15 protein-coding genes, 2 pseudogenes and 1 riboswitch are annotated in these 15,863 nt (G+C 73.6%); of the genes and pseudogenes, 10 read left to right on the top strand and 7 right to left on the bottom strand.

Features of this window, described 5'->3' with window-relative positions:
* Positions 1 to 1,036: hypothetical protein (locus tag ACWEVO_RS11060; protein WP_452307374.1), on the bottom strand; the 1,036-nt coding region annotated here is incomplete at its 3' end.
* Between the two features lie 70 nt (positions 1,037 to 1,106).
* On the bottom strand, positions 1,107 to 1,904 hold the full coding sequence (locus tag ACWEVO_RS11055; protein ID WP_452307373.1) for an SAM-dependent methyltransferase: 798 nt from the start codon (positions 1,902 to 1,904) through the stop codon (positions 1,107 to 1,109).
* Between the two features lie 117 nt (positions 1,905 to 2,021).
* On the opposite strand from ACWEVO_RS11055, the gene ACWEVO_RS11050 reads away from it, so the two are divergent.
* From ACWEVO_RS11050 to ACWEVO_RS11040, 3 genes and pseudogenes are all read left to right on the top strand, one after another.
* The gene (locus tag ACWEVO_RS11050) at positions 2,022 to 2,522 is read left to right on the top strand and encodes a hypothetical protein (RefSeq protein ID WP_452307372.1); all 501 of its coding nucleotides are present in this window, start codon (positions 2,022 to 2,024) and stop codon (positions 2,520 to 2,522) included.
* A gap of 107 nt (positions 2,523 to 2,629) precedes the next feature.
* Entirely contained in the window at positions 2,630 to 3,256 is a 627-nt protein-coding gene (locus ACWEVO_RS11045) for a phosphatase PAP2 family protein (protein WP_452307371.1), read from the top strand.
* Positions 3,257 to 3,304: 48 nt separating this feature from the next.
* Positions 3,305 to 3,652 (top strand): annotated as a pseudogene (locus tag ACWEVO_RS11040) (winged helix-turn-helix domain-containing protein); the annotation flags it as partial.
* A gap of 356 nt (positions 3,653 to 4,008) precedes the next feature.
* Here ACWEVO_RS11040 and ACWEVO_RS11035 read toward each other — a convergent pair.
* Entirely contained in the window at positions 4,009 to 4,860 is an 852-nt protein-coding gene (locus ACWEVO_RS11035; protein WP_452307370.1) for a Rieske 2Fe-2S domain-containing protein, read from the bottom strand.
* Between the two features lie 205 nt (positions 4,861 to 5,065).
* A riboswitch (cobalamin riboswitch) is annotated at positions 5,066 to 5,208 on the top strand.
* A gap of 156 nt (positions 5,209 to 5,364) precedes the next feature.
* Between ACWEVO_RS11035 and ACWEVO_RS11030 the strand changes: the two genes are divergently transcribed.
* The 6 genes and pseudogenes from ACWEVO_RS11030 to ACWEVO_RS11005 all read left to right on the top strand — a co-directional run bounded on the left by ACWEVO_RS11030 (position 5,365) and on the right by ACWEVO_RS11005 (position 10,321).
* The gene (locus ACWEVO_RS11030; protein WP_452307369.1) at positions 5,365 to 7,689 is read left to right on the top strand and encodes a ribonucleoside-diphosphate reductase subunit alpha; all 2,325 of its coding nucleotides are present in this window, start codon (positions 5,365 to 5,367) and stop codon (positions 7,687 to 7,689) included.
* Between the two features lie 2 nt (positions 7,690 to 7,691).
* The gene (locus ACWEVO_RS11025) at positions 7,692 to 8,687 is read left to right on the top strand and encodes a ribonucleotide-diphosphate reductase subunit beta (protein ID WP_452307375.1); all 996 of its coding nucleotides are present in this window, start codon (positions 7,692 to 7,694) and stop codon (positions 8,685 to 8,687) included.
* Positions 8,688 to 8,769: 82 nt separating this feature from the next.
* Positions 8,770 to 8,859, top strand: a pseudogene (locus tag ACWEVO_RS11020) (XRE family transcriptional regulator); the annotation flags it as partial.
* A complete protein-coding gene (locus ACWEVO_RS11015; RefSeq protein ID WP_452307368.1) occupies positions 8,850 to 9,041 on the top strand; it encodes a DUF397 domain-containing protein in 192 nt (63 codons plus the stop codon). The pseudogene ACWEVO_RS11020 and the gene ACWEVO_RS11015, both read left to right, overlap by 10 nt.
* A gap of 31 nt (positions 9,042 to 9,072) precedes the next feature.
* Positions 9,073 to 9,399 (top strand): hypothetical protein, encoded by a 327-nt coding sequence (locus ACWEVO_RS11010; protein ID WP_452307367.1) that lies wholly within the window; start codon positions 9,073 to 9,075, stop codon positions 9,397 to 9,399.
* Positions 9,400 to 9,520: 121 nt separating this feature from the next.
* Entirely contained in the window at positions 9,521 to 10,321 is an 801-nt protein-coding gene (locus tag ACWEVO_RS11005; RefSeq protein WP_452307366.1) for a crotonase/enoyl-CoA hydratase family protein, read from the top strand.
* Here the strand turns inward: ACWEVO_RS11005 and ACWEVO_RS11000 are convergent.
* From ACWEVO_RS11000 to ACWEVO_RS10990, 3 genes are read right to left on the bottom strand one after another with little or no spacing between them, the layout of a single operon-like run.
* Positions 10,314 to 11,204: a hypothetical protein gene (locus ACWEVO_RS11000; protein WP_452307365.1), complete on the bottom strand. Its 891-nt coding sequence runs from the start codon at positions 11,202 to 11,204 to the stop codon at positions 10,314 to 10,316. The two genes, ACWEVO_RS11005 and ACWEVO_RS11000, sit on opposite strands and share 8 nt — an antisense overlap.
* A gap of 6 nt (positions 11,205 to 11,210) precedes the next feature.
* Complete coding sequence (locus ACWEVO_RS10995; RefSeq protein WP_452307364.1) at positions 11,211 to 11,729, bottom strand: SigE family RNA polymerase sigma factor; 519 nt, start codon at positions 11,727 to 11,729, stop codon at positions 11,211 to 11,213.
* Between the two features lie 51 nt (positions 11,730 to 11,780).
* Positions 11,781 to 13,265 (bottom strand): dihydrolipoyl dehydrogenase family protein, encoded by a 1,485-nt coding sequence (locus tag ACWEVO_RS10990; protein WP_452307363.1) that lies wholly within the window; start codon positions 13,263 to 13,265, stop codon positions 11,781 to 11,783.
* Positions 13,266 to 13,356: 91 nt separating this feature from the next.
* On the opposite strand from ACWEVO_RS10990, the gene ACWEVO_RS10985 reads away from it, so the two are divergent.
* Positions 13,357 to 14,457 (top strand): serine hydrolase domain-containing protein, encoded by a 1,101-nt coding sequence (locus tag ACWEVO_RS10985; RefSeq protein WP_452307362.1) that lies wholly within the window; start codon positions 13,357 to 13,359, stop codon positions 14,455 to 14,457.
* Positions 14,458 to 14,460: 3 nt separating this feature from the next.
* Here the strand turns inward: ACWEVO_RS10985 and ACWEVO_RS10980 are convergent, their stop codons facing one another.
* Complete coding sequence (locus ACWEVO_RS10980; RefSeq protein WP_452307361.1) at positions 14,461 to 15,774, bottom strand: cryptochrome/photolyase family protein; 1,314 nt, start codon at positions 15,772 to 15,774, stop codon at positions 14,461 to 14,463.
* Positions 15,775 to 15,863: the final 89 nt, after the last annotated feature.

Genomic DNA, 15,863 nt, shown 5'->3' with positions numbered 1-15,863 from the left:
GCTCCTCCTCGTCGTCCTGCTCCTCGTCCTCGGCCGCCCGGGCCAGCACCGCCGCGGCGAGCGCCCGGTCGTCCGGGTGGCAGCCGGGCGTCACCAGCATCAGCTTCGCCAGCGACTCCTCGATGGTGACCAGCCGGTTCGCCGCCACGGCGGCGTCGAGCCGGGCCCGGACGAGCTGACGGACCTCCGCCCGCAACTCGGGTTCCCGGTAGGCGGCGGTGACGAGCGCGAAGAGCGCCGCGTCGGCGACCCAGTCCTCGACGCCGAACGCGAGGTCCACCAGCACCTCGCGCCGGGTCGAGGTCGGCCACGGCTGGTCCTTGGCGTGGTGCAGGATGCCGAGGCACACCCACGGCTGCATCAGGCGGTACCAGTAGGTGGGCGTCGACCTGGCCAGGTGCTGCCAGCGGGGGGCGTCCGGTGGGCCGGGCAGGTGGGCGAGCAGTCCGAGCAGGTCGGCCAGGGCCAGCTCACCGAGCGGGGCGGCCTTCACGTACCCGGAGAGCGGAGACTGCCACGGCTCCCCGGCGACCTGGTGCAGCAGCCGGACCGCGGCCTCCGACGGCGCCGGCACGGCGGGCAGCGGCTCGGTGCCGTCGTACCGCCAGATCGCGTACCGGCCGGGCCGGACGGGCGTGCGGATGTCGGGCGCCGGGAACTCGGCGATGCCGATGTGGACGGGGCCGGCGACCCGGCGGAACGCCGTGACGGCGCTGGCGGGCTCCGCGGCCGACAGGCCGAGCTCGCTGACTTCGAGCTGCTCGCCCTGGGCCCGGCGGCCGCCGATCTCGTTGCCGACGTTGGTGATCGCCTCGCTCGGCATCGGCACCCAGTTGAGCCAGGGCCGTTTCGATCCCGCCAGGGCGAACACCACGTCGGTCATCCCGCACGGGTGCGGATCGTCCTGCACCGCGACCAGCTCGGCGACGTCGCCGGAGGTGCGGAACCGCAGGGCGTGCCGCGCGGCGTCACGGTGCGGGAAGGTCGGATCGTCGGCCATCTGCCGCAGGTCTGCGTCGGCGTCGCCGGAAAACATGGCGCGGAGCGTAGCAAGCACGGGCGGGCCACGGGGGACCCCGCCGACGGCCGCCCACCCGGCGGCGAGGTCAGCGGCGGACGCCGACCCCGCCGTAGCCGTGCGACACCGCCGCGTGCGGTTCGCCGTCGGGCCGCCAGTCGGCCAGCCACACCAGACCCGGTTCGACCAGCTCGTACCCGTCGAAGAAGCGGGCGGTGGCGGCGTGCGTGCGGAGCACGATCGGCGCGCTGCTGCGCTGGTAGACCTGCCGGCCCTGCTGGGTGGGGACCGGCGGGGCGCCGTCCGTGGTCAGGTGGGACAGCACGAGCATGCTGCCCGGCGCGGTGGCGTCGCGCAGCCGGGCGACCGCCGCGTACGGGTCGTCGCCGTCGGGCACGAAGTGCAGCACGGCCACCAGCAGCACCGCCACCGGCTCGGTGAAATCGATGTTGGCGCGGACGTCCGGGTCGGCCAGCAGCTCGTCGGGGCGCCGCAGATCGCCGCGGACCACCACGGTCCGGCCGTCCACCGGCAGCAGCCGCCGGGCGTAGGCGACGGCGACCTCGTCGTTGTCCGCGTAGACCACCCGGGCGCCGGGAGCGATCGGGCGGACGACCTCGTGCACGTTGCCCTGGGTGGGCAGCCCGGCCCCGATGTCCAGGAACTGGCGTACGCCCCGCTCGGCCGCGTACCGGACGGCCCGGCGGAGGAAGGCGCGGTTGGTCTGCGCGGCCACCCCGGTGTCCGGAAAGATCTCCAGGACCTGCTCGGCGGCGGCCCGGTCGGCGGCGAAGTTGTGGCAGCCGCCCAGGTAGTAGTCGTACATCCGGGCGACGTTCGGCCGGGACTCGGCCTCGCTCGGGGTGGTCGTCGGCTCACCGGTCACGCCTGATGTGTAGCACTCTCGGCGACACACCGTTGACCCGTCGTGTCCTTGATCCGGCAGCGTGGGCCACTCACCCTGGTACGACGATGAGGAACGTCGACGTCCGAGGAGGCACCGATGACCGGTAGGCGGGAAACCGTGGAAGTCGACCCGGCGGTGTTCTGTGCCGTCTACGACTCGCCCGCCTCGCTGCCGGGCCGGCACCGCTGGACCACCCCGGAGTCGGACGTACGCCGGCTGGAGAAGCTGCTCCACATGCCGGCGCGCAGCATCGGCGCGCCGCTCTGGGTCAGCGGCGACGAGCCGGACTGCCCGAAGTGCGGCCGCCGGGTGAACTGGTACGACATCGTCGCCTCCGCCCTGCACGGGGTGCACGACCGGGCGATGATCGCCCGGGTCATCCTCGGCGAGCGCAAGTACGTCAACACCGAGGTCCCGGACGCGATCCCGGGGGTGCACTGCGCCGACTGCCGTACCCCGATCGACGGCCTGCGCAGCTTCAAGTGCCACAACTGGGCGTACGCCTTCGAGGCGCTGGAGGAGATCGTCGAGCGGATGTCCGGGCCGGCTCCGCAGCCCGCCCCGCGCCCGCCGTCGGACCCGCCGACCGCGTCGTGACGTCGGTGCCCGCCGCCCTGTGAGGTCGCTGAGACTTCGCCGGTGCGGGGGTGATTCCCCTGCCACCCTCCCGGTGAACGGAGTATGAACGGGAGGTGGGGGGAAAAATGAACGAGACGGTTATGGCCGACGTTCCGGACATCAGCGCCGACTGGTACCGCGACGTCGTCGACTACGCCGACGGTACGCCGCAGCCCGTCCACTGGTTCGCCACCCACTTCACCGAGGGCGCGATCGTGCTGCTCGGCCTCCTGCTGGTGCTGGCGGCGCTGTCCCGGCTGGTCCGCGGCGACCTCCGGGGCCGGGCACTCGCCCTGGCCGCGCCCGTCGCGGTGATGCTGGCGTACGGCGCCAGCGAGGGGCTGAAGAGCCTGGTGGCCGAGGACCGGCCCTGCCGCAGCCCCGCCGACCTGGTGATCGTCGCCGGCCACTGCCCGGCCGTCGGGGACTGGTCCTTCCCCAGCAACCACGCCACGATCGCCGGCGCGCTGGCCGCCACCACGCTGCTGCTGCACCGCCGGTTCGGGCTGCTGGCCGTACCGCTGGCCGTGCTCGCCGCGGTCTCCCGGGTCTTCGTCGGCCTACACTACCCGCACGACGTGGCCGTCGGCCTGCTGCTCGGCGCCCTGATCGGCACCCTGCTCACCCCGCTCGCCGCCCGCCCCCTGGCGGAGGTGCTCGGCCGCCTCTTCCGGCATCCCACCCCCGCCCTCGCCCCACCCGCCCGCCGCTGACCCCGCCGCCCCGGAATCACCGACGCGAGGGGCGCGGGCACGGGTCTGGTGGAACGGAGTCAGGGATTGTCCGACCTGCCCGTTCCCGTCGCCGTCCTGGACACCCTGGGCCTGTGGTCGCAAGCTCCGGCGGCGGATCGGCCGGTTACCGTTGCCGCTGTGCGGGCGCAGGCGGGTGAGACGGTCGGTTTCTCGGTGCTCGGCTCGGTCAGGGTCGTCCGCGCCGGCGCCGAGCTGCAGTTGGGCGCCCGCCAGCAGCGCCTGGTGCTCGCGTTGCTGCTGGCCCGGGCCGGCGCACCGGTATCCCTGGCCGAGCTGGTCGACCTGCTCTGGGACGAGGAGGCCCCGGCCAGTGCCGCCAACGTCGTCCACCGGCACGTCGGGGTGCTCCGGCGGCTGCTCGAGCCCGGCCTGCCCACCCGGTCGGCGGGCCGGCACATCCTTCGCGAGCTCTCCGGCTATCGGCGGCGCGATGCTCGGCCTGCGCCGCCGTCACGTCCCTCGCGCACTGGCCACCGGCCGCCACCGCAAGGACTGACCGCGTCCGCCGGCAGATCTTGGAGGATTTCGGCCCCTCCAGGGGCCGTTCGCTTCCAAGATCTGCGACGGGAAGCGGGCTGCGGCGGAAGTGGGGTGCGGCGGGAACCGGGTGCCGCGGGAAGCAGGCTCCGACGGGAAGCGGGGTGCGACAGGAAGCGGGGTGCGGTGGGAGGCGGGCTGCGACGGGAAGCAGGGTGCGGCGGGGGCGTGGGTCAGGGGAGGCGGGCTTCGAGGCGGCCGTTGACGATGCGGGTGGGCAGGATGACCTGGTCGTTGCCGGACGGGCCGTGCACCACCTCGCCGCCGTTGAGCCGGAACGCGCTGCCGTGCCACGGGCAGACCACGCAGGTGTGACCGTCGATCTCCTGCACCTGACCCTGGCCGAGCGGTCCACTCTGGTGCGGGCAGCGCTCCAGCATCACCGTCACGTCGTCGCCGTGCCGGTAGAGGATGACCGAGACGTCGTCGATCTCGCGGGTAACCAGCTCCCGCTGCGGCAGGCTGTTCAGGTCGCCCATCGAGTGCCAGCCCTCGCTGATCAGGTGCAGCTCGGAGATGCTCTGGCTGACCTGCGCGCCCTGCTTGTACGCGAGGTGCCCGCCCAGGTACGCCCCACCGCTCGCGGCCGACAGGCCCATGAACGCCAGCGCCCGGCCCATGCCGTGCCGGCCGTTCAACCGGGCCACGAGGGAGCCCGCGTACAGGCTCAGGCCCACGACGTTCGCGGCGGCGTGCACGAGGCCGATCCGACGCTGGTCGCGGGCGAGCGCGGCCCAGTCGTTGAGCCCCGCCACGGCCGCCGGCAGGGCGCTGAGCGTACCGACCCCGACCAGGGCGGTGGCCGCCTTACGCTGGCCCGGCAGCAGGTCGACGATTGCCGCCGAGATCCACGCGCCGACCGGCACCTGCACCATCGCCGGGTGCAACGGGTGACCCAGCCAGACGCCGTGCAGCAGGTCCCGGATCCGCTGGGAGCGCAGGGTGCCCTGGACGGCCCGCTGCAACCGGTCGCCCGCCCGGTCCAGCGCCGTGGCCTGTTCGAGTTTCGTCAGAAGTTCGCGCACCTTCTCCGACTTCCCGGCAGGAGCGACCGCAAACCGGGTGCCGGGCACAGAGCGCGCTCGTCACCCGTTCGGGGACCACAAGGCGACACGCCCACAGCATCTGGTGTGCTGGCTTTTCCGCCACCACTACATCTAGGATCACTCGTACTGCTGGTTCGACCTCACGGTCGGCCAGGCCCGGCGCCCGCCAGGCGCCGCGCCGAACAGGGAACCCGGTGCGAATCCGGGACTGCCCCGCAGCGGTGAGCGGGAACGACCGCCGTCATCAGCACTGGGCCCGACGGGGCCTGGGAAGCGACGGCCAGTAGGCAAGCGCGGAGACGCGCCGGCCCGCAAGTCCGAAGACCTGCCAGCAGGGCGTGCCGTCCCGGCGCGCGTACCACCTCGAGGCCTCGCGGGAGGGCCGCCGAGCCGCACGGAGCACCGCCGGCACACCGACCGGCGGCGGTCCGGCGTGCCGTCGCGCCCTCCCGAGCGGTCCACATCGACCATTCAGGGGAGCACATGACGGCGGCATCCACCCTCGCCCCGCCCGCGGTGGCGGCACTGCGGGACCTGCTGCACCGGCACCACCACGACCTGCCCGACACCGACCCGGACCGGATCCTGGCCCTGGTCGAGTCGGGGCGTACCGCCCGGGCCGACCGGGCCGAACTCACCGAGCTGGCGATCGCGGCAGCGGCCGGCCTGACCGCCGAGGAGCCCGCGTACGCGAAACTCGCCGCGCGGCTGCTCGCCGAGCGGATCGCCGACGAGACCACCGCGCAGGGCATCGACAGCTTCAGCGCCAGCGTCGCCGCCGCGTACGCGGAGGGCCTGCTGGACCCCGGCTTCGCCGGCTTCGTCGCGACGCACGCCGACGCCCTCGACGGCCTCGTCGACCATGCCCACGACGACGCGTTCGAGTACTTCGGGCTGCGCACGCTGCACGACCGCTACCTGCTGCGCCACCCGGGCAGCCGGGCGGTGCTGGAACGGCCGCAGCACTTCTGGCTGCGGGTCGCCACCGGACTGTCGGACACCGTCGAGGAGGCCGGTGCCCTGTACCGGGCGATGGCCCGGCTGACCTACCTGCCCAGCTCGCCGACGCTGTTCAACGCCGGCGCCCGGCATCAGCAGCTCTCCTCCTGCTTCCTGGTCGACTCGCCACGGGACGAACTGGAGTCGATCTACGAGCGCTACACGCAGGTGGCGAAGCTGTCCAAGTTCGCCGGGGGGATCGGCATCTCGTGGTCCCGGGTGCGCTCGCGGGGGTCGCTGATCCGGGGCACCAACGGCCGCTCCAACGGCATCGTGCCCTGGCTGCGCACCCTCGACGCCAGCGTGGCGGCGGTCAACCAGGGCGGTCGGCGCAAGGGCGCGGCCTGCGTCTACCTGGACACCTGGCACGCCGACATGGAGGAGTTCCTGGAGCTGCGGGACAACACCGGCGACGACGCCCGGCGTACGCACAACCTCAATCTGGCCAACTGGGTACCGGACGAGTTCATGCGCCGGGTCGAGGCGGACGCCGACTGGTCGCTCTTCGACCCAAAGGAGGTGCCGGAGCTGATCGACCTCTGGGGCGACGAGTTCGACGCCGCGTACCGGGCGGCGGAGGCGGCCGGCCGGGCGGTGCGGACGCTGCCGGCGCGCACCCTGTACGCGCGGATGATGCGGACCCTGGCGCAGACCGGCAACGGCTGGATGACCTTCAAGGACGCGGCGAACCGGACCTGCAACCAGGTGGGCAACGGCGGCGGGGTGGTGCACCACTCCAACCTGTGCACCGAGATCCTCGAGGTGACCAGCGACGACGAGACCGCCGTCTGCACCCTCGGCTCGATCAACCTGGCCGCCCATCTGAGCCCGGACGGGGTGGACTTCGCCGCGCTGGGCGCGACGGTGCGGCTCGCCGTGGGCGCGCTGGACCGGGCGATCGACCGCAACTGGTTCCCGACCGAGCAGGCGGCCACCGCACACCGGCGGTGGCGACCCCTCGGTCTCGGCGTGCTGGGGCTGGCCGACGTCTTCGCCGCGCTGCGGCTGGCCTTCGACTCCCCGGAGGCGCTGGCGCTGTCCACCCGGATCGCGGAGGAGATCGCGCTGGCCGCGTACGACGCCTCGGCCGACCTGGCGGCGGCCCGCGGGGCGCACCCGGCGTACCCGCTGACCCGGGCGGCCGGCGGGGTGCTGCACCCGGACCACTGGCCGGACACCCGACCCGCCCGGCCGGACGCCTGGGCCGCGGTCCGGGGAAAGATCGCCCGGCACGGGCTGCGCAACTCGCTGCTGGTGGCGATCGCCCCGACCGCGACGATCGCCTCGATCGCCGGCTGCGCCGAGTGCGTGGAGCCGCTGGTCTCCAACGTCTTCAAGCGGGAGACCCTGTCCGGGGAGTTCCTCCAGGTCAACCGCTACCTGGTCGCCGACCTGAAGCGGCTGGGCCGGTGGACGCCGCAGACCCGGGACGCGATCAAGCGGGCGGACGGCTCGGTGCAGGACCTGGACCTGCCGGCGGAGCTGAAGGCGCTGTACCGCACCGCCTGGGAGCTGCCGCAGAAGGCGCTGATCGACCTGGCCGCCGCCCGGGCGCCGTACGTCGACCAGTCGCAGTCGCTCAACCTCTTCCAGGCCGCCCCGACCATCGGCCGACTCTCCTCGATGTACGCGTACGCCTGGCGGGCCGGCCTGAAGACCACCTACTACCTGCGCTCCCGTCCGGCCACCCGGATCGCCCAGACCACCGTGGCGGCCGAGAAGGTCCCCCTGGTCACCCTGCCCGTCAGCGACGGCGACGCGGTCGCCTGCTCGCTGGAGAATCCGGAAGTCTGCGAGGCCTGCCAGTGACGATGCTGCTCGATCCCGGCATGGACCTGACCCTGCGGCCGATGCGCTACCCGGACTTCTACGAGCGGTTCCGGGCCGCCATCCGCAACACCTGGACGGTGGAGGAGGTGGACCTGGCCTCCGACGTACCCGATCTGGCGAAGCTCTCCGCGGGCGAGCGGCACCTGGTCCACCGGCTGGTGGCGTTCTTCGCCACCGGCGACTCGATCGTGGCGAACAACCTGGTGCTCAACCTCTATCAGCACGTCAACGCGCCGGAGGCCCGGCTGTACCTGTCCCGCCAACTCTACGAGGAGGCGGTGCACGTGCAGTTCTATCTGACCCTGCTGGACACCTACCTGCCCGACCACGACGAGCGGGCGAAGGCGTTCGCCGCGGTCGAGCACATCCCGTCGATCCGGGACAAGGCGGAGTTCTGTTTCCGCTGGATCGACTCGATCGGGCAGCTGCACCGGCTGGAGACCCGGGCGGAGCGGCGGGCGTTCCTGCTCAACCTGATCTGCTTCGCCGCCTGCGTGGAGGGGCTCTTCTTCTACGGCGCCTTCGCGTACGTCTACTGGCTGCGCTCGCGCGGCCTGCTCTCCGGCCTGGCCACCGGCACGAACTGGGTGTTCCGCGACGAGTCGATGCACATGGAGTTCGCCTTCACCGTGGTGGACACCGTCCGGGCCGAGGAGCCCGACCTCTTCGACTCCTCGATGGCGGAGCAGGTGCGGCAGATGCTGGACGAGGCGGTCGCGGCGGAGCTGGCCTTCGCCCGCGACCTCTGCGGCGACGGCCTGCCGGGCATGAACACCGCCGACATGCGGCGCTACCTGGAGTACGTGGCGGACGCCCGGCTCGCCCGACTGGGGCTGCCACCGGCGTACGGGTCGGCCAACCCGTTCCCGTTCATGGAGTTGCAGGACGTGCAGGAGCTGACCAACTTCTTCGAGCGGCGGGTGTCGGCGTACCAGGTCGCGGTCGGCGGCGAGGTCAGCCTGGACGACGACTTCTGAGCCACGGGTGGTCCGGGTCCGCGCGATGCGGGCCCGGGCCACCGGGTATCTGGTTATTGATGTCGATGAGCTCGCGGCGATGATGGCCGCCTGGGAGAACGTGCGCGGCGAGGCGCTCTCCCACTGGCAGTCGGTCGATCTCATCAGGGAAGTGGCGGAGACATGGAGCTGACGGGCGCCCGGTGGCGCAAGAGCAGCCGCAGCAGCGGCAACGGCGGTGCCTGCGCCGAGGTCGCCGACAACCTGCCCGGCGTGGTCGCCGTCCGCGACTCCAAGGACCAGACGGGCCCGATTCTCACCTTCGCCCCCACGGCGTGGCGCGCCTTCCTCAGCCACCCGCCGGCCCGCGCCTGACCCGCTTGACCGCCCGTCCGATCATGGCCGGATGAGCGCCTTCGACGACGACCCGGTGCTGGGCCTCCTCCGCCTGCTGGCCGTGGCCCTGAGCCTCTTCCTGATCGGCATCGGCGTCCGGACCGCCGTGGCACGTCGGTTCCCGCCGCTCTGGCTCCGCTTCGGGCGTCCCAGCCGGACTCCGCGCACCCAGCCCGTGCGGATCGGCGGCAGCGTCGCCCTGATCGGTGCGAGCCTCCTGCTTCAGCAGGCTCCGTTCCTGATCCGCATGCCCCACGCGCTCGCCGGCACGCTGTTCATGCTGTCGCTGGCCCTCCTGATCACCGCCGCCGGCTGGCTCGCCCTACGCCGCGACTGACCCGCTGCGGCACTCGCCGTCTCTGATCCGTTCAGGTCATCAAGTTCGTAGTCTCTCCGAAGGAGTCACCGGGAGCAGCCAACCCTGGCGCGCCGGCCGCCGTCGAGGGCATGCTGACCCGATGGGGGTACGCGTCGAGCACGCCGGGCCGGTGACCACGGTGATCCTGGACCGGCCGGAGGCGCGCAACGCGGTCGACGGCCCGACCGCCCGGGCCCTGTCGGACGCCTTCCGCGCCTTCGAGGGCGACCCGGACGCGGCGGTCGCCGTGCTCTGGGGCGCCGGCGGCACGTTCTGCGCGGGCGCCGACCTCAAGGCCATCGGTACGCCGCGCGGCAACCGGGTCGAGCCGGAGGGCGACGGTCCGATGGGCCCCACCCGGATGCGCCTCTCCAAGCCGGTGATCGCCGCGATCTCCGGGTACGCCGTGGCCGGCGGCCTGGAGCTGGCGCTCTGGTGCGACCTGCGGGTGGCCGAGTCGGACGCCACGCTGGGCGTGTTCTGCCGGCGCTGGGGCGTGCCGCTGATCGACGGCGGGACGGTGCGACTGCCCCGGCTGATCGGCGAGAGTCGGGCGATGGACCTGATCCTCACCGGCCGCCCGGTCCCGGCCGACGAGGCGTACGCGATGGGCCTGGTCAACCGGCTGGTCCCGCGGGGTGAGGCCCGGGCGGCGGCCGAGCGGCTGGCCGCCGAGATCGCCCGGTTCCCGCAGACCTGCCTGCGCAACGACCGGGCCGCGCTGCTGGGCAACGCCGGGCTGCCCGAGCCGGAGGCGATGGCCACCGAACTCGCCTTCGGCATGGAGTCGCTGATCACCGACGCGATGAAGGGGGCGGCCCGGTTCACGGCCGGCGCGGGCCGGCACGGCGCCGCCCTGGCGGACGACGCCGTGCCCGGCGCGTACGAGCGGCCTACCTGACGGCCTCGGCGTGGGCCGGCCGTTCCACCCGCACCTGCTGGCCGTAGTCGGAGAACGTCATGGTCACCCGGGTGGTGGTCGGGGGGCCGACCTGCCCGTTCTTCCGAAAGACCAGGCTGACCTCGTAGTCCAGTCCGGCGATCCGGTTGTCGGCGTCGAGCCGCACGTCACCCACGATCTTCTCGCTCACCAGGGGGGCGCCGTCGAAGCCGCTGGCCTTGCCGGTCGGCTCGACGGTGAAGTGGAAGGCCCGGTCACCGGTCCTGGTGACCGTTCCGCCGCTCTCCTTCAGCACCTGGAACAGCCCCTTCCGGTCCGAGGAGGCACCGAGGGCGCCGCCCATCGCCACGTCGAAGGGGAGGAAGTCCCGCTTGCCCGGATACCGCTTCCAGGGCATCTTCCGGCCACCGTCGGCGCCGCCGAGGTAGTAGACCCCGTCGACGAGCCGGTCCTCCTGGAAGCTCAGCCCGTCCGGGAACGGCGTGTGCAGGTAGCCGGTGGCCGCTGCCGGGTCGAAAGCGCCCGTCGCGGTCTCCGACCAGTTGGGGTCGGCCCGTACGGTCCGGCGCACGGTGACCCGGTAGCTGGTGCTCTCACTGGCGGCGACGGCCGCGGCCAACTCCATCCGCGGGGACGCGACCGCCGGCGCGGACGCCTCGGCGACCACGGCGGGACGGTCCGGCGCCGGGCGGTGAACGAGTGTGGTCGCGCCGACCGCGCCGAGCGCGAGCACGGCGAGGGTGCCGCTGACCAGGGTGCCGTTCCGGCGTCGGCGGGCCCGGCGGCCCCGCTCCAGCAGCAGTCCGGTCGGTGCGGACGAGTCCGGTTCGGCGTCGACGATGGTGTGCAACCCGCGGGCGAGTCGCTCATCGAGGTCGTTCATTCGGGATCACCAACTTTCCGTGTAGGAGGGTTGCGGCAGGAGGTGGCGGAGTTTGTCCAGGGCTTTGGCGTGCTGGCTCTTGACCGTGCCGACGGTGCAGCCCAGGACGCGAGCCACCTCCCGCTCCGGCAGGTCCTCGTAGTGGCGCAGCACCACCACCGCGCGTTGCCTGGGCGGCAACGCGCGCAGCGCACGGCGCAGGGCGGCCGCGTCGGGGTCCGGGGTGACGTCCGGGGCGGCCCGGTCGGGGACCTCGGCGACGAGGTTCTCGCGGCGGCGCCGACGCCAGAACGAGGTGTGGTTGTTCACCAGGGCACGGCGCAGGTAGGCGTGCGGGTCGCCACCGCGGGACAGACTGCGCCACCGCTCGTACATCCGGACCAGGGCGTCCTGGAGCAGTTCCTCGGCCCGCCACCGGTCCCCGGCCAGGAGCATGGCCAGCCGGATGTGGCGGCGCCAGGCCTCCTCGACGAAGGCCACGTACGCGGCGTCCGCCGTCGAGAGTCGCTTGTTCTGGTCGGTCACGCCCCTACCACGCACCGACCTTGAGAAAGGTTGTCCGGACCGGACGGGAGATCACGCCAGATTGCGGAGCGCGTCCTCGATGGCGCGGTGGAAGGTCGGGTACGCGTAGATCATGTGCCGGAGCTGGCTGATCGGCACCGCCGCGTGCACGGCCACCACCAGGGCGGAGAGCACCTCGCCCCCGGCCGGGCCGACCGAGGTGGCACCGACCAGCACACCCTGGTTGGCGTCGGCGACCAGTTTGATGAAGCCCGCGTTGCCGCTCTTGTGGATCCAGCCCCGGGTCGACGAGGTCAGGTCGGTGTAGCCGACCTGCACGTTGATGCCCCGGTCGCGGGCCTGCTGCTCGGTGAGGCCGACCGCGCCCACCTCGGGGTCGGTGAAGGTGACCCGGGGCAGCGCCCGGTAGTCGGCGACCGGCACGCTGCCCGGCGCGGCGGTCGACCCGCCGGCGCTCATCGCCCCGCCGACGGCGCTGACCACTCCGGCCGCGCCGCCCATCACGCTGGCCGTGCCGCTGGCGTCCGGGCCGCCCTTGGTCCGCCGCATGTGGTCCAGCACGTCGGCGACCACGATCGCCGCCTGGTACATGGCGATGTGCGTGAACGCACCCTCGCCGGTGAGGTCGCCGACCGCCCAGATGCCGTCGGTGACGTGCATCCGCTCGTTCACGGGCAGGTAGCGCTGGCCGGCGTCCACGTCGACGGTCTCCAGGCCCAGTTCGTCCAGGTGCGCCTTGCGCCCGGTCACCACCAGCAGCCGGTCGCTGGTGAACCGGCGGTCGCCCGCGTGCACCGTGAAACCGTCGTCGTCGTGGCTGACCCGCTCTGCCTTCACCCCGGTCTCGATGGTCACCCCGTCGGCGCGCAGCGCCGTCGCGGCGATCTCGGACGCCTCCGGCTCCTCGACGGCGAGCACCCGGTCGGCGGCCTCGACCACGGTCACCCGGACGCCGAACCGGGCGAAGACCTGGGCCAGTTCCAGCCCGATCGCCCCGCCGCCGAGCACCAGCAGTGACGCCGGCAGTTCCTCGACCTCGATGGCCTGGTGGTTGGTCCAGTACGGGGTGTCGGCCAGGCCGTCGATCGGCGGGACCGACGGGCGGGTGCCGGTGCCGAGCACGATCCCGTACCGGGCCTGGAAGACCTGGTCGCCGACGCGTACCCGGTGGGGGCCGTCGAGCCGGCCGCTGCCCCGGACGAACCGGCCGCCCTTGCCGGTGAAGCGGTCCACCGCCACCTTGTCGTCCCAGGTGTCGGTGGCCTCCTCGCGGATCCGCTTGGCCACCGGCGCCCAGTCGGGCCGGACCTCGGCCGAGCCGGCCAGCTCGTTGACCCGGTGCGCCTCGGCCAGGGCGTTGGCCGCCCGGATCATCATCTTGCTGGGGATGCAGCCCCAGTAGGGGCACTCCCCGCCGACGAGGTCCCGCTCGATCCCCACGACGGTGAGGCCGGCCTCGGCGAGCCGCCCGGCCACCTCCTCGCCGCCGACCCCGAGCCCGAGCACGACCACGTCCGCCAGTTCCGGATCCGCCATCCCGCCAGCATTCCGCACCCGGGCCGGCGTGGCGACCGCTCCGCGCCGGAATTCCCGGGCCGATGACCCGGCCGACCACTACGGTGGCCGGATGCAGGCGCGCTTCACCCCCGTCCGGGACTGCTTCCACGACCTGTTCGCCGGCGGCCGGGAGACCGGCGCGGCGCTGACCATCTGGTACGACGGGCAGCCGGTGGTCGACCTGATCGGCGGCAGCCGGTCCGCCGTACCGCCCGGCGCTGCGGTGCCGGCGGTGCGGGCCGGCGATCCGTGGCGGCCGGACACCCTGGTCAATGTCTACTCGGTGGGCAAGCCGGTGGTCGCGCTCTGCCTGCTCACCCTGGTCGACCGGGGGCTGGTGGACCTGGACGTGCCGGTGTCGGCGTACTGGCCGGAGTTCCGCACCCCGGCCAGCGTGCGGCAGGTGCTCAGCCACACCGCCGGGCTGCCGGCGTTCCCGGTGCCCCGGCCCGCCGAGGCGGTCGCCGACTGGGCGTTGCTCTGCGCCGACCTGGCCGCCGCCGAGCCCGAGTGGACGCCGGGCTCCGTCGCGGGCGAGCACGCCTGGACGTACGGGCATCTGGCGGGTGAGCTGGTCCGGCGGGTGGACGGACGACCGGTGGGGCGGTTTTTGGCCGAGGAGATCGCCGGGCCGTGGCGCCTCGACCTGGCCTTCGGGCTGGCCGCGGCGGACCAGCGGCGCTGCGCCGACCTGTCGTACGCCGATCGGGCCTGGCCGGACCGGACGCGGGGCGAGCCGGGGTCGCTGCGGGCCCGGGCGCTGGACAACCCGGCCGGCGGCCGGGACGTGGCGGTGGTGAACAGCCCGCTGTGGCGCGGGGCCGAGATCCCGGCGGTGAACCTGCACGCCACCGCGCCCGCGCTGGCCCGCCTCTACGCCGGCCTGGTCGCCGGCGGCACCCTGGACGGGGTACGCCTGTTCAGCCCGGAGCTGGTGGTGGAGGCGACCCGGGTTCAGTACGACGGCCCGGACCTGGTGCTGGACCGGCAGGCGTACTGGACGTTGGGGATGGGTTGGGAGCCGGACGTCAGCTGGGGCATGGGCGGGATCGGCGGCAGCAGCGCCTGGGCCGACCCCCAGCGTGGCTACACCTTCGCCTACGTCACGGCCCGGCTGGCCGACCACGACCGGGTCGAGGACCTGGTAGAGGCCCTGCACTCCTGCCTGTGAGCGTCAGGAGGGTGCCCTGCCTCCCACCTCCAGCGGCGGCGGGTAGTCGAGGGTGCGGCGCAGCGCGGCGGGCAGCCGCCAGGGCTGGTGCACGGCCCTGCCCTCGACCGACGCCAGTTCGGGCACCCAGCGGCGGACGTACGCGCCCTCGGGGTCGCAGCGTTCCGCCTGGCGGACGGGGTTGAAGCCGCGGTGCGGGCGGGGATCGTTGCCGGTCCCGGCGACCCACTGCCAGTTGCCGGCGTTGTTCGGCACGTCCCCGTCGAGCAGCCAGCGGTGGAAGACCGCCAGCCCGGGCCGCCAGTCCAGCCCGAGGTGCCGGGTCAGGTAGCCGGCGGTGATCAGCCGCGCCCGGTTGTGCATCCACCCCTCGGCCCGCAGCTGCCGCATCCCGGCGTCGACGATCGGCATCCCGGTCCGCCCCTCGGTCCACGCATCGAGGGCCGGCGGGTCGGCCCGCCAGTCCTCGCGCACCCCCCGGCGGTAGGCGCGGCGGGAGATGTCGGGGAAGGCGGCGGTGACCTGGTAGTGGAAGTCCCGCCAGCAGAGCCGCCGGACGAACGGCCCGGCCGGGTCACCGGCCCGGTTCGCCACGGCCAGCGGGGACAGGCAGCCGAAGCGCAGGTACGGGCTGAGCCGGGACGTCTCGTCACCGGCCAGGTCGTCGTGGATGTCGTCGTACCGGCCGAGGGTGGGCAGCCACTGCGTGAGGCGGCGCTGGGCGACGCGCTCGCCGCCGGGTGCCGCGTCCGGCGAGTCGCCCTTCGGTGGCGCCGGCAGCCGGCCGGGGTCCACCCCCTCGGGCAGCCGCACCCGCCGTGGGGCGGCCAGTTCCTCCCGCCGTGGCGCGCCCAGCCAGGCCCGGTGGTACGGGCTGAACACCCGGTAGTGGTCGCCGCCGCCGGGGAGCACCGCACCGGGCTCGACGACGGTGACCCCGGGGAAGAGCCGCAGGAACATCCGGTGCCGCGCACACTCCTCGCGCAGCCGCCGCTCCCGTCGCCGGGCGTAGCGGCTGACGTCGGCGGAGAGGCCGATCCCCTCGGCGCCGACCGCGCGGGCCAGCTTGACGGTCTCGGCCACCGGGTCGCCGCGCCGGACTATCAGGTCACCGCCCCGCTTCCGGAGCGCCTCGCGCAGCTCGGTCAGGCTCTGCTGGAGGAACCGGCTGCGGTTGGCGGACCGCCCGGCCAGCGCCGGGTCGAGCACGTAGAGCGGCACCACCCGGTCGAACGCCGAGCACGCCGACGCCAGCGCCGGGTGGTCGTGCACCCGCAGGTCGCGGGTGAAGAGCACGATCGCCGTACGCTCGCTCATTGGTGCACCCTTGTCTCACTCGAGCTGATGTTGGTTCGAGTGCACCGGTGACCGTCGGGCCATCGCCCCGCTCGCTCGACCTTCGAGGT

It is taken from the genome of Micromonospora sp. NPDC003776, from assembly GCF_053605645.1.
Note: the sequence above shows the minus strand (reverse complement) of the source record. Positions and strands in the feature narration are given on the sequence as shown.